Annotated in this window: 15 protein-coding genes; 6 read left to right on the top strand and 9 right to left on the bottom strand. The window is 61.9% G+C overall.

Annotated features, from left to right (window positions below; genetic code table 11):
• Positions 1–123 precede the first annotated feature (123 nt).
• On the top strand, positions 124–1,422 hold the full coding sequence (locus HS968_RS17295; RefSeq protein WP_182367517.1) for an FAD-dependent oxidoreductase: 1,299 nt from the start codon (positions 124–126) through the stop codon (positions 1,420–1,422).
• 7 nt (positions 1,423–1,429) lie between these two features.
• Here the strand turns inward: HS968_RS17295 and HS968_RS17290 are convergent, their stop codons facing one another.
• The 7 genes from HS968_RS17290 to HS968_RS17260 form a co-directional block, all read right to left on the bottom strand.
• Complete coding sequence (locus HS968_RS17290; protein ID WP_182367514.1) at positions 1,430–1,834, bottom strand: hypothetical protein; 405 nt, start codon at positions 1,832–1,834, stop codon at positions 1,430–1,432.
• Positions 1,831–2,301 carry a hypothetical protein gene (locus HS968_RS17285; RefSeq protein WP_182367511.1) on the bottom strand — a complete coding sequence of 157 codons (471 nt, stop codon included), beginning with the start codon at positions 2,299–2,301 and terminating at the stop codon, positions 1,831–1,833. Before HS968_RS17285 ends, HS968_RS17290 begins: the two co-directional genes overlap by 4 nt.
• 66 nt (positions 2,302–2,367) lie before the next feature.
• Positions 2,368–2,841, bottom strand: coding sequence for a hypothetical protein (locus HS968_RS17280; protein WP_182367508.1), 474 nt, complete (start codon positions 2,839–2,841; stop codon positions 2,368–2,370).
• Between the two features lie 73 nt (positions 2,842–2,914).
• Positions 2,915–3,079, bottom strand: coding sequence for a hypothetical protein (locus tag HS968_RS17275; RefSeq protein WP_182367505.1), 165 nt, complete (start codon positions 3,077–3,079; stop codon positions 2,915–2,917).
• Positions 3,080–3,123: 44 nt separating this feature from the next.
• Positions 3,124–3,390: a hypothetical protein gene (locus HS968_RS17270; protein WP_182367504.1), complete on the bottom strand. Its 267-nt coding sequence runs from the start codon at positions 3,388–3,390 to the stop codon at positions 3,124–3,126.
• A gap of 41 nt (positions 3,391–3,431) precedes the next feature.
• Entirely contained in the window at positions 3,432–3,803 is a 372-nt protein-coding gene (locus HS968_RS17265; RefSeq protein ID WP_182367501.1) for a hypothetical protein, read from the bottom strand.
• A 120-nt stretch (positions 3,804–3,923) separates the two neighbouring features.
• The gene (locus HS968_RS17260) at positions 3,924–4,676 is read right to left on the bottom strand and encodes a tetratricopeptide repeat protein (protein WP_182367498.1); all 753 of its coding nucleotides are present in this window, start codon (positions 4,674–4,676) and stop codon (positions 3,924–3,926) included.
• 141 nt (positions 4,677–4,817) lie between these two features.
• Here HS968_RS17260 and pnuC point away from each other — a divergent pair, with 141 nt between their 5' ends.
• The 4 genes from pnuC to aguA all read left to right on the top strand — a co-directional run bounded on the left by pnuC (position 4,818) and on the right by aguA (position 8,771).
• The gene (pnuC, locus tag HS968_RS17255; RefSeq protein WP_182367495.1) at positions 4,818–5,384 is read left to right on the top strand and encodes a nicotinamide riboside transporter PnuC; all 567 of its coding nucleotides are present in this window, start codon (positions 4,818–4,820) and stop codon (positions 5,382–5,384) included.
• Between the two features lies 1 nt (position 5,385).
• On the top strand, positions 5,386–6,417 hold the full coding sequence (locus HS968_RS17250; RefSeq protein WP_182367492.1) for an AAA family ATPase: 1,032 nt from the start codon (positions 5,386–5,388) through the stop codon (positions 6,415–6,417).
• A 259-nt stretch (positions 6,418–6,676) separates the two neighbouring features.
• Entirely contained in the window at positions 6,677–7,564 is an 888-nt protein-coding gene (locus HS968_RS17245; protein WP_182367490.1) for a LysR substrate-binding domain-containing protein, read from the top strand.
• Between the two features lie 97 nt (positions 7,565–7,661).
• On the top strand, positions 7,662–8,771 hold the full coding sequence (gene aguA / locus HS968_RS17240) for an agmatine deiminase (protein ID WP_182367487.1): 1,110 nt from the start codon (positions 7,662–7,664) through the stop codon (positions 8,769–8,771).
• Here the strand turns inward: aguA and HS968_RS17235 are convergent.
• A complete protein-coding gene (locus tag HS968_RS17235) occupies positions 8,768–9,505 on the bottom strand; it encodes a substrate-binding periplasmic protein (RefSeq protein ID WP_182367483.1) in 738 nt (245 codons plus the stop codon). The genes aguA and HS968_RS17235 overlap by 4 nt on opposite strands.
• A 141-nt stretch (positions 9,506–9,646) precedes the next feature.
• Positions 9,647–11,257, bottom strand: a complete 1,611-nt coding sequence (locus HS968_RS17230; protein ID WP_182367480.1) for an FMN-binding glutamate synthase family protein — start codon at positions 11,255–11,257, stop codon at positions 9,647–9,649.
• A 358-nt stretch (positions 11,258–11,615) separates the two neighbouring features.
• On the opposite strand from HS968_RS17230, the gene HS968_RS17225 reads away from it, so the two are divergent.
• A complete protein-coding gene (locus HS968_RS17225; protein ID WP_182367477.1) occupies positions 11,616–12,737 on the top strand; it encodes a beta-ketoacyl-ACP synthase III in 1,122 nt (373 codons plus the stop codon).
• The last annotated feature ends 35 nt before the right edge of the window (positions 12,738–12,772 follow it).

Here is a 12,772-nt window from a genome sequence, read left to right as displayed (position 1 = left end):
GAGGGCGCCACCTTAGTGGAGTGTGCGACGCGCCTGCAAGCCGTGTCGTTCAAGTGCGTGCCGGATCAAGCGCAGCGCTGGGTATCGCGGTTAGAATCGGCCGGTCGAAGAGGGAGAGCAGTTGTGAACGGATTGCCGATAGCGATAGTAGGGGCGGGTACGGCCGGCCTGGCCAGTGCAATTTTTCTGGCCCGCCAGGGCTACGCAGTACGCCTGCTGGAGCGGGTCGAGCAGTTACAGCCGGTGGGCGCGGGCATCCTGCTGCAGCCCTCCGGCCTGGCGGTATTGCAGCGCCTCGGCCTGCTGGCTGAGTGCACCGCACTGGGCGCTCCGGTCAGTCGGCTGTACGGCACCAGTTGCCAGGGGCGGACGATCCTCGACACGCGTTATCACGACTGGCAGCCGGGCAGCTTTGGTCTTGGCATCCACCGCGGCGTACTGATGACGGCATTGCTGCATGCAGCGCAACGTGCCGGCGTGCAGGTGGAAACCGGTGTCACTGTCAGTCGTTTCGAGCAGGCCTGCGGCCATATCCGACTGCTGCGGCAGGACGAGAATGGCGAGGAATTTCCCATGGGCGACTTTGCCGCGCTGATCCTGGCGGACGGCACGCGCTCGACCCTGCGTGCGCAGATGCAGGTACGCCAGTGGTCACGCCCCTATCCCTGGGGCGCCCTGTGGAGCATGTTGCCGACGTCGGTGAAGGCCGGCTCCGGTGAGCTGCGCCAGTGGTATCGCGGTTGCCGGGAAATGTTCGGGCTGATGCCGACCGGTTGTACCCATCAGGCCCGTGAAACGTCACTGACCAGCCTGTTCTGGAGCCTGCCGCTCAGTGAGCATGACGCCTGGCGAGCGAGTGGACTGGAGGCCTGGAAAACCCGCGTGCGTAGCCTGGCTGGCGAGCCAGCCGAGGTTTATCTCGAACAACTCCATGACTCCGCGCAACTGACCCTGGCCGCCTACGCGGATGTGCGCATGCAGCGCTGGCACGATGGCCGCGTCCTGGCCATCGGTGACTGCGCCCACGCCATGAGTCCGCAACTGGGGCAGGGCGCCAATATGGCATTGGTCGACGCAGCAGCGCTGGCCGATGCACTGGGTGATGCCACTGAGCGGGAGCAGCAGTCTCTCGATTGGAATGCGGTCTTCGCTCGCTACGGCGATACGCGTCGTGATCACCTGCGTTACTACCGCCAGGCCAGCCGTCTGCTGACGCCCCTGTTCCAGTCCAACAGCAACCTGTTGGCGGTGATGCGCGATATAGCCCTGATGCTCGCCCGGCACAACCGCTTCGGTCGCCAGCATGCGGTCAGCACCCTCGTCGGTGCGCGTAATGGCTGGCTATGGTCGGGAGCGCAGAAGCGCGAGCTGCATGCCTGGAAAGGCGAGCGGGAGGCGTGGGAAGAAACTTCCACAACCTAGCGCAGCGTTAGCTGCTGAGCTGAACGCTCGGTACGTCTGGGCGCAGAGCAAGGCCATCACCCTGCTCGGTCACGGCAACGGCATACAGTTGCTGATCCTCCGTCACCAGGCACCAGTCATAACCACCGGGCAGGTTCATGTGCTGGGGGGCCAGAAGAATCCTCGTGGAGAAGCTGGCGGCAAGTGTTTGGGCAAGGCGAATATCATCGATAGCTAGCGTTTCGGCCGCCCAGCAAAGCATTGCGCTCTGGCGGAAGCCCGCGTCGTATTCAAGGTGTATCAGGAAGCCGGCCGCCGCCTCATTGCGGTAGTTCAGAGACTCCATCCCTGGGGATACCACCTCGTTGAGGCGGGTGAGAAGAAGTGCTTCAGGGATTAGCTTCTCGATGAAAAGGTTGATCGATCGACTCATGGTTCTTCTGAATTTACATGGGGCCATCTGGCTATGGTGACGAAGACTTCATCGCTATCTGTGTCGCAGATATAACGGGCTTCTCCGTATGAACTGCCATGTTCGGCGAGTAGCTTGTTGTTCCAGCATTGCGAAATTATCTGAGCAAGAGCGATGGCTTGATCGGTCTTCAACTCATCGAACAGGCCGGTTATTTCCAGTAGATTCATCCAGTACTGGGCGCGATCCGCATCCTGTGTGCTTTCTACGAGTTCGCGATGACGGTTCGCATCGTAAAGCTCACGGATGAATACCCGGCCGTCCATCACCGTCATATCGGGTGAAAATAGTTGTGCGTAATGAATGAGAAAGTCGAAGTGTAGTGGTGTGGTCGCGTATACAGCATGCACATAATCGATGCCAGAAATGGCTGGATCGTTGTTGTGTTTTTTGAAATCAATAAAGCTGAACGGCTGGTCACTATTCACGTGCGTTGCTCTTACCCTAGGTTGCCTTAGCGTAGGCCATATGGCTGTACGGAGACTGTGTAGGAATCAGGAATCAGCGCTTACGGCGATCAGGGGCTGATCACTCCACGCAACCCGGTTTTCAGCGAATAGGTTGTGGAGCGCTGCAACAAGCCCCTGGCTCAGCTCGCCTTGTGGAATATCACGAATTCCATACGCTTCGATGAGGCGATGGCATCTGTCAGTGGCACTGATATCCCATAAATACCAATGTGAGGTTTCCTCGATGTCCGAGCTGAAAGGGTTGTGATGGGCAAGTGACTTTATGTAATCGAGTGCAGCGGCCTTCTGCGCCGACAAGTCGTCAGCTTTCAAGGTTGGAATATGGAGGAGGTCGCTGGCGATAAGACGGTAGAGCGTATCTACGGCTAGCTGCCAACGCAGGACAGTGTCCTTGCTGTTTGTCAGCCCGCTGGTCATGGCATCCGCGCAATAGCTGTCATAGCAGAACACACGTAGCCAATCTTGAATTGCTAGTGCGGGAAATTCATATGCGCTCATTGACTGTTTCTGTTCTTTCAGGAGTTAAAGTTCTGCTGGTGCTCTGTTTTTTGTAATGATAATGCTGAAAGAATCAGATATCCGGATAGGTTTCCAGAAACCATTCGATGCTGTCTTTCATTCGGTGTATTTTTTCTGAGTCCAGATTCTTGATGGTCTCTTTCAGTATCTTTGCCGCTTCGAGAACCTCTGGGTGCTCCACCGCTACGCCGGAATCTACGGTGATGCACTCGATCATGGCGTTCAACGTGGCTGTATTCAGGTGTTCTGGGGGGCTCTTGATCAGTCCGATCCCTTCTGAATATTGATCGAATAAAGCGTTTCGAACGCCGCCGCCTGAAAATATTCATCACCCTTGCTGGTGCACAAGATATCCAGTGCCAAATACTCTGTGAGTTCCTTGTTCAGGTACCTTAGCCGATTCAATGCATTTGCAGCGGCATCGTAGTCTCCGAGCTCGGCTACTTCCTCTCGTAGCTCCTCTTCTGCCTTGTTCATCGTCAGACCGGAAGTAGTTGATGGAGTAGGCTGCACGTTTTCATCAGGCACAGGTGCCTTGTATTGTGTGGCTATGTTTTTTGTTCTTTTTACTATGCCTGGAATGGCGGACTATTGGTGGTCTCGGGGCTGGAGACTTTAGTGAATTCATGGTTGTGGTGGATGCGAGAGATGAGTTCCTTGGTGAGCATTTTGTATATGTCTTTGTCTAGCGTGTCGGTACTCACGAATTGCACTTCGGTTATATGGTAATTCGATTGCAATTGATGGTTTATCTCTTCCAGTCCACTAATCACCTGGGTGAGTACATCATCGCTTTCTATCGTGGCGTTGTGCATCTCGCTTGCTTGAAGTTTGCTGATCTTTACGGATTCACTGGATCCAAGCGACAGTCCCAGCAAGTTGTGTTTTGTGCCCGTTATTCGAATGGCTCTGTAATAGGTGCCGTCGTAAAGAAATTGCATGATCAACCTCTTCCCCTGCCTGTTAAAACTGTCGCCGGCGGATGTCGGCAGGTTCCTTGATCAGCATTCGATATGGATCAATGACCTATGCGCAAAGTCTTGCTCAGTGGCGTTCACCGCTCAGTTGCGTTGCAGCTCGAGCAGGGCTTTCTGGCTGAGATCCAGCCATTCCTTGTGCAGCACGCGATAGTGCCGGGCAGAGCGGCGGGCGTGGGTCTGGATTTGCTGCAACAACTCGACCGCTTCGCGCTCGCGCCCCAGTCGACGCAGTAGCAGGGCATAGCGGTAGTTGGCTTCCGGGCTGGCGCAATAGCTGCCGAGGGCGCGGTATTCCTCCTCGGCCTTGAAATCGTTGCCCTGGCCTTCGAGGGCGCGGGCATACAGCAGGTGGCCGTCGCTGGAGCGGAAGTCGGGGTTGTGGGGGATCAGTTGATCGAGGCTCGCCTGGCAACCAGCGAAATCACCCAGGGCGAAGCGTGCCCTGGCCAGGCCAAGGAGGATGTCGGGCGCATCGCTGTGGATGCCGCGCAAGGCCATCTGGTAATGCTTGGCGGCTTCCTCCGCCTGACCCATGCGCAGCAGTTCATCGGCGAGATTGACGCGAGTGTCGCGAGTGTCGCGAATTTCCAGCTCATCGCGCAGGGCGCGCAGATGACGCTGCGGGTCGACGCTGTCGTGCAGGCGGTTGAGGGCGCGGCGGCCACGACGGCTGCCGAGCAGATCCGGTAGCATGATGCCGAGAAAGTAGATCAGGCAGCCGAGGCCGGGCAGGGCGATGATCAGGTACAGCCAGTAGCGTTCCTGACCACTGCGTACCACGTGGAGGCCGCAGGTGACTTGGCAGGCGATGACCAACAGGGCGAGCAAGGGCATGGTGCGATCCAGTCCTTTGGAGTGCGAAGGGATGCGTATCAGAGCACGGATCATGCGTGTTGTCAGGTGACGCGTGCACGGCTGTGGCGTACGTCACGTGATAGGCTGCGCGGCTGTTTTCATGTCCATCAGGATGCGTGCATGCCGTCGTCGCTGGAGATCTTCGCCAACCTCTTCTACCTGGTTTCGGTGCTGCTGGCGGCACGCAATTCGGTGCATACCTGGGCGGTCGGGTTGGTCGGCTGCGTGCTGTTCGGCTGGTTGTTCTTCAGCGTGCAGTTGTATGCGGATGTCACCCTGCAGGGCTTCTTCATCGTCACCAGTCTGCTGGGCTGGTGGAGCTGGTTGCACGGTCGCGGTGGTGAGCCCATGCCGATCAGTCGCTCGGCCTGGCCGGGGTTGTCCCTGGCACTCGCCGTGGCGGTGCTGGTGGCGCTGGCCTATGGCGTCCTGTTGCACCATTTCACTGATGCCTACGCGCCCTTCATCGATTCGCTGGTGTTGACCTTCAGCGTGCTGGCGCAACTGCTGCTGATGCGCCGCAAGCTGGAAACCTGGTACGGCTGGGTGCTGGTCAATACCCTCGCCGTACCGCTGTTCGCTTCGCGTGAGCTGTACCTGACGGCCTTCATCTACCTGCTGTTTTGGTGCAACGCCTGGTACGGCCTGTATCGCTGGCGCCGTGAATTGAACGCGCAGAACGTCTGACATGACCAGGCGATTCGCAATTGGCCTGGTGGTGGGCAAGTTCGCGCCGCTGCACCTAGGGCACGAATGGCTGATTCGTCAGGCGCAGGCCCAGTGCGAGCAGCTCGTGCTGCTCAGTTGGTCGCGACCGGAGCGTGCCGGCTGCGAGCCCGAGCGGCGGGCGAACTGGTTGCGGATACGCTTTCCCGAACTGCGCAGCTGGGTGGTGACGCCCGAGTGGGTGGCTCGGCAGCGTGCGCAGGGCCTGGCGCTGCCTGATCTGCCCGACGAATCCGAGCCCGATGCGGTGCAGCGCCAGTTCGTTGCCGACTTCTGCCTGGCCGTGCTGGGGCAGTCGGTCGATGCGGTATTCACCAGCGAGGCCTATGGCGAGGGCTTCGCGGCGCATCTGAGCCGATGCTTCGGGCGAGCGGTGCAACACGTCGAGATCGACCGGGCGCGCACGCAGGTGCCGGTGTCCGGGACACGTCTACGCGCCGATATCCATGGTTTGCGCGAGTATCTGGCGCCGCTGGTCTATGCCGACTTCGTCGAGCGCATCGCCTTGCTCGGCGGTGAGTCCACCGGCAAGAGCAGCCTTGCCGCGGCACTGGCCGAGGCGCTGGGCACGCGGCATGCCGCCGAGTACGGCCGCGAACTGTGGGAAGAGCAGGGCGGTGTGCTCGGTTATGACGACCTGCTGCGCATCGGCCGCACCCAGGTCGCGCGGGAGGGCGAGTTGGCCGGGCAGTGCCGGCGCTACCTGGTCTGCGACACCACGCCCCTGACCACGCTGTTCTACTGCCGTGAGCTGTTCGGCCGCGCCGAGGTCGAACTGGAGCAGTTGGCCGAGCGGCACTATCACCACCTGTTCCTGTGCGCCGATGACTTCCCCTTCGTGCAGGATGGTACGCGTCAGGACGAGACCTTTCGCCGTCGCCAGAACCAGTGGTACGAGCAGGAACTGACGCGGCGCGGCTGGCCATTCACCCGGCTGACCGGCTCGCTGCAGCAGCGCATCGAGCAGGTGCTGCATAGCCTGAGCGGAACCTAGTCGAGGCAGTTGGTGCGCACGGCGCACCCTACGCTCGAACGAGTGAAGCACTTGCCGGGATAGCCGCAGGTGGCTTTGCGTAGGGTGCGCTGCGCGCACCGGCTTCATAGAGCGATGCGTGAAACACGCCTGGAGTTCAGCCAGCCATAACTGCAATCACCGGCGCGCAATGTCTGGGCGGCCTTGCGACACGCTACGAAACTTGTCGGCCATCCATGGCTGGGCGAGGATGCGCGTTTTCGACCGAACCGGGATCGTCATGCGCCGTCTGCCCTCGCTCACCGCCCTGCGCACCTTCGAAGCCGCCGCGCGGCATGCCCATTTCGGCCGTGCCGCCGCCGAGCTATGCGTCACCGACAGCGCCGTCAGCCACCAGATTCGCCAACTGGAGGAACAACTGGGTAGCACCCTGTTCGAGCGTGATGGCCGTCAGGTACGCCCGACGCCCCAGGCGCGGCGCCTGCTCAGTCGTCTGCAGCAGGCCTTTGAGTTGATCGGCGAGGCCTGCGACGAACTGCGTGACCCCGGCTCGCAAGCCCAGTTGCGCATCGCGGTGACCGCCGAGCTGGCGCAGAAGTGGCTGGTGGCGCGCCTGGCCGATTTCGCCGAGCGCCATCCTCAGGTCACCCTGCACCTGCACGAGCAGCCGCTCGACGCCTCGCTGCCGGCGGCAGATATCGACATCGCCATCACCTACGGCACTGGCCCGGACGATGCCAGTGCCTACTTCGTGCGGCCGTTGCCGACCCTGCAATTCTTTCCGGTGTGCAGCCCTGGCCTGTTCAACCAGTTACCGCTCAAGCATCCGCGTGACCTGGCGCGCCACTGCCTGCTGCACGACGACCTGGACGGCAAGACCTGGACGGCCTGGCTGACCACCCATGCCGGCGACATCCGCCCCACGCGGCATCTCTATCTGGGTCATGCCGGCCTGACCATGGAAGCCGCCGCGCGTGGCCAGGGCGTGGCCATCGGCGACAACCTCACCAGCGGCGAGGATCTGGCCAGCGGTCGCCTGGTACGGCCCTTCGCCGCCCAGGTGCCCTCGCTGGGGCAGTACGCGCTGGTCTGTGAGCGCCTGCGCCTGGATAAGCCGGCGGTGGCCGGCTTCATCGAATGGTTCACCGATCAACTGGTCGACCTGTGAATTGAATTCAAGGGTTCCGCGATAAACCTCATTGGTCGCGCGCGGGCCGCGCGGGTAGTGTCTGGGCCGATTCCAGCCACCGACGAGGAGCCGCGAGATGGCCCGTACCCTGACTTCATCCCCCAAGGCCGATGGCTTTCGCCTGCCCGGCGAGTTCGAGCCCAAGCGCCGCTGCTGGCTTGGCTGGCCGGAGCGCCCGGACGTGTGGCGCAACGGCGGCAAGCCGGCGCAGCAGGTCTGGGTCGACGTGGTCAGCGCCATCGCCAGCAGCGAGCCGGTCACCGTCTGCGCCTCGGCCGCACAGTACGCCAACGCCCGCAGCCGTCTGCCGGCACAGGTGCGCGTGGTGGAGATGAGCTGCAACGACACCTGGTTCCGCGACAGCGGCCCGGCCTTCCTGGTCAACGACGCCACCGGTGAAGTGCGCGGCGTGGATTTTCAGTTCAACGCCTATGGCGGCTTCGATGGCGGGCTGTATTTCCCCTGGGACAAGGACGACCAGATCGCGCAGAAGATTCTCGAACTGGAAGAGTGCGATCGCTACCGCGCCTCGCTGATCGCCGAGATGGGCAGCATCCGCAGCGACGGCCAGGGTACCTTGCTGAGCACCAAGCAGTGCGTGCTCAACCGCAATCGCAATGGCCACCTGGGCAAGGCTGAGGTCACCCGGCGCCTGACCGATTACCTGGGCGCCGAGGAAATCATCTGGCTGCCACGTGGCTGCAAGTTCGACGAGACCGACGGGCACATCGACGACCTGGCCTGTTTCGTCAGGCCGGGCGTGGTGGTGATGCAGTGGACGGATGACCGCAGCGACCCTCAGTGGGAAATCTACCAGGAGGCCTACGATGTGCTACGCAGCGTCCGCGATGCTCGTGGCCGCACGCTGGAGGTGCACAAGCTGCCGCAACCACGAGTGCTGGAATGGAGCGCGGAGGAGGCCGAGGGGCTCGATGCGGTGGACGGCAGTATGGCGCGCCAGGCCGGGACGCTGATCTGCGCGTCCTACATCAACTTCTACACCGGCAACTCGGCGATCGTCATGCCGCTGTTCGATGACCCCAACGACCGCGCTGCCCAGGCGGTGCTGGCTGAGCTGTTCCCGCAGCATCGCATCATCGGCATCGAGCGCTCGCGCGAGCTGCTGCTCGGCGGCGGCAATGTTGGCTGTATAACGCTGCCGCAGTACGCGGCGCCCAGGGTTTAGCGATAGCGAGCGAGGATGGCGTCGAGCTCGCCATCCTCTTTCATCTGCACTATGGCCCTGAGCAAGGCCTGGGTCGGTACGTCCGCTTCGTTGCGGATGATGCAGGCCAGTGGGTCGCTGCCGATCTCGGCGATGCGCACCAGGCGTTTGTCTGCGGCGAGGTGGCGGTTGAACCAGTCCAGGGTCAGTTGGTTGGCGACGGCGAAGTCATAGCGCCGGGCTGCCAGCTTCTCCAGCACCTGATCCTGGGTACGCACATCTTCGCGCAGCAGGTCGCCGCTGAGAAAGCGTGCTTCCAGCGCGGCGTAGCCGAAGCCGAGTACCGTACCGATCCGTTCGCCAGCCTTGGGCTTGCGGTGCCGCATGTCGGCACGGGTCACCAGCACGTCGTGCTGGAACATGAACGGCAGGCTCCAGATGTACTGATGGTGCCCGCTGATCAGCCAGGCCGGGCTGACGTTGCAGCGCACGTCGATCTCGCCGTGCATCATCATGCTTTGCACGCGCAGGCGGGGCAGTACCAGCATCCTGGCCTCGCGCCCGACTTTCTGCGCCAGGCGCGATTGCAGGTCGTAGAGAATGCCGCCCACGGCTTCGCCATGCTCGATCTGCATCATCGGCATGGCGGTGCTTTCGGTGACGGCGAAGCGCAGCGCCGGCTGCTCGGCCTGCGCCTGCGTGCTAAGCAGGCAGGCCAGCAGAGCGCTCAGGCGACAAAGGGACGATGTACTCATGCAGGTGGCGATGACCAGCCGAGCGATGATGTCGTGCAGCGTGGGGTAAGCATGGCGACTCCTCGACGACCAGGCGCACGGCGAAGGTGTCACGCTTTCGTGCGCCGCTCAAGATGCTCGGGCGAAGGTCGGTGCGCTGGCTTAGGCCGGCGCCGGCTCGAAGCTGTCGGCACGCGCCATGCGCCACATGCGCTCGTAGAACTCGCCGCCGATCTGGCCGCTGAGCAGTTCGCCCGGTGCGAGAAATACATGCTGCTGCGAGAACAGCTTGATCTCGGTGGCCGACAGGCGTTGTACCAGGTGCTTGGCATCGATCTGCGAGGGGTGGTCGAGGCCAGCGGCGGCGAGCATCTCGGCCAGTGCCTTGAGCGTGTTGCGGTGGAAGTTGTAGACGCGCTGGGCCTTGTCCTCGACCACCAGGGCGCGCTGGCGCAGTGGATCCTGGGTGGCCACGCCGGTGGGGCACTTGTTGGTGTGGCACGACTGCGACTGGATGCAACCGATGGCGAACATGAAGCCGCGCGCCGAGTTGGCCCAGTCGGCGCCGATGGCCAGCACCCGGGCGATGTCGAAGGCACTGACGATCTTGCCGCTGGCGCCAAGCTTGATCTTGTCGCGCAGGTTGCTGCCGACCAGGGTGTTGTGCACGAACAGCAGGCCCTCGCGCAGCGGCACGCCAAGGTGATCGGTGAACTCCAGCGGCGCCGCGCCAGTGCCACCTTCCTTGCCGTCGACGACGATGAAGTCCGGCAGGATGCCGGTCTCCAGCATGGCCTTGACGATGCCCATGAACTCCCACGGGTGGCCCAGGCAGAACTTGAAGCCCACCGGCTTGCCACCTGACAACTCGCGTAGCTGGGCAATGAATTGCAGCAGCTCAGTTGGCGTGGAGAAGGCGCTGTGGCGCGACGGCGAGATGCAGTCCTCGCCCATTGGGACTCCGCGGGTATTGGCGATTTCCTCGGTTATCTTGTGCTTGGGCAGGATGCCGCCATGGCCCGGTTTGGCGCCTTGGCTGAGTTTGATCTCGATCATCTTCACTTGCGGGTTGGCGGCCTGGGCGGCGAAGCGCTCGGGGTCGAAACGCCCGTCGGAGGCGCGGCAGCCGAAGTAGCCGCTGCCCAGTTCCCAGACCAGATCGCCACCGTGCTCGCGGTGGTAGGGGCTGATGCTGCCCTCGCCGGTGTCGTGGTAGAACTCGCCCAGTTTCGCCCCCTCGTTAAGCGCGCGAATGGCGTTGGCGCTGAGCGAGCCGAAGCTCATTGCCGAGATGTTGAACAGGGAGGCCGAGTACGGCTGGCTGCATTGCGGCCCGCCGATCTCCACGCGAAAGCTGCACGGATCGGTGAGCGGCGCCGGGCGCATCGAGTGGCTGATGAACTCGAAGCCGTTCTGGTACACGTCGCTCAGGGTGCCGAAGGGTTTGTCGGCGCCTTCGTTCTTGGCGCGCGAATAGACCAGCGAGCGCTGGGCGCGGGAGAAGGGCAGTTGCTCGGCGTCGCCTTCGAGCAGGTACTGGCGAATCTCCGGGCGGATGCCTTCGACCAGGTAGCGGATATTGCCGAGGATCGGGTAGTTACGCCGCACAGCATGGCGTTTTTGCAGCAGATCGCCGATACCGATCAGGCTGAGCACACCGCCGAGCAGGGTGAACGGCCACAGCCATTCATGGCCCAGAAAGGGCAGGCTGGCCAGGGTGAACAGCACGCAGAAGGCAAAAAAAGCGTAACGGCTGAGTAGCGATAGGTTCATGCAGTCTCCATTGGTGCCGTGATCAAAGGCTTCACTCTAGCAGGACGCTGAAAGCTTCAGGCTAGACAGTGTGGATTGAGTATCCACAGGTTGTTGCCGGGAGAGTGCCTGCGTCGTCATGCGAGCTACCTATGGCTATCTCAAGATAGGTAGAGACTTTTTAATCGTTTTTGGTCATATAGTGGCCATATGGCCACTGATTCGGCTTGAGGACGAACGCAAACGGCTGTGGCAAACTCTTCTGATTGGGCAGGGGCCGCTATCAAAGCCCCGCTTGCTACTTCTCCATTTACCCACGCTCATCAGGCGCGGGTTTACTGCCTGAGGCCGCTCGGCGCGGCCGACAAGAGGAATGAACGTGCATAACGTCGTGATCAGTGGTACCGGCCTCTATACCCCGGCCAACAGCATTTCCAACGACGAGCTGGTGGCATCCTTCAATGCCTACGTGCAGCAGTTCAACGCCGACAATGCCGAGGCCATCGCCCGCGGTGAAGTCGAGGCGCTGAACGAATCCAGCAGTGGTTTCATCGAGAAGGCGTCGGGCATCAAGAGCCGCTTCGTCATCGACAAGGCCGGCATCCTCGACCCGCAGCGCATGGTGCCGCGCATTCCTGAGCGTTCCAACGAAGACTGGGGCATCCTCTGTGAAATGGCCGTCGGCGCTGCCAAGCAGGCGCTGGAGCGCGCCGGCAAGACCGTCGCCGATATCGACGGGGTGATCGTCGCCTGCTCGAATCTGCAGCGCGCCTACCCGGCGGTGGCCATCGAAGTGCAGGCCGCGCTGGGTATTCAGGGCTGGGGCTACGACATGAACGTGGCCTGCTCCTCGGCCACCTTCGGCATCCAGGCCGCGACCACCGCGATCCAGACCGGGCAGGCTCGCGCCATCCTCATGGTCAACCCGGAAATCTGCACCGGCCACCTCAACTTCCGTGACCGCGACAGCCACTTCATCTTCGGCGATGCCGCGACTGCGGTGATCATCGAGCGTGCCGACCAGGCCACCTCCAAGTACCAGTTCGACGTGGTCGGCACCAAGCTGCTGACCCAGTTCTCCAACAACATCCGCAACAACTTCGGCTTCCTCAACCGCGCCGCGGAAGAGGGCATCGGCGCGCGCGACAAGCTGTTCGTGCAGGAAGGCCGCAAGGTGTTCAAGGACGTCTGCCCGATGGTCGCCGAGCTGATCGCCGCGCACCTGGCGGAAAACCAACTCAACGTCAGCGACGTCAAGCGCTTCTGGCTGCACCAGGCCAACCTCAACATGAACCTGCTGATCACCCGCAAGCTGCTCGGTCGTGACGCTGAGCCGCACGAGGCACCGGTGATCCTCGATACCTACGCCAACACCAGTTCGGCCGGCTCGGTGATTGCCCTGCACAAGAACCAGGATGACCTGCCGGCGGGCAGCCTGGGGGTTCTAAGCTCCTTTGGTGCCGGTTATTCGATCGGCAGTGTAATTTTGCGCAAGCGTTGAACTCTCTGTAGGAATGCCTGATATGCACGGGGCGT

The organism is Pseudomonas berkeleyensis (assembly GCF_014109765.1).
Classification (GTDB): domain Bacteria; phylum Pseudomonadota; class Gammaproteobacteria; order Pseudomonadales; family Pseudomonadaceae; genus Aquipseudomonas; species Aquipseudomonas berkeleyensis.
The sequence above is the reverse complement of the archived record's forward strand: the minus strand, read 5'-3'. Positions and strand labels throughout refer to the sequence as shown.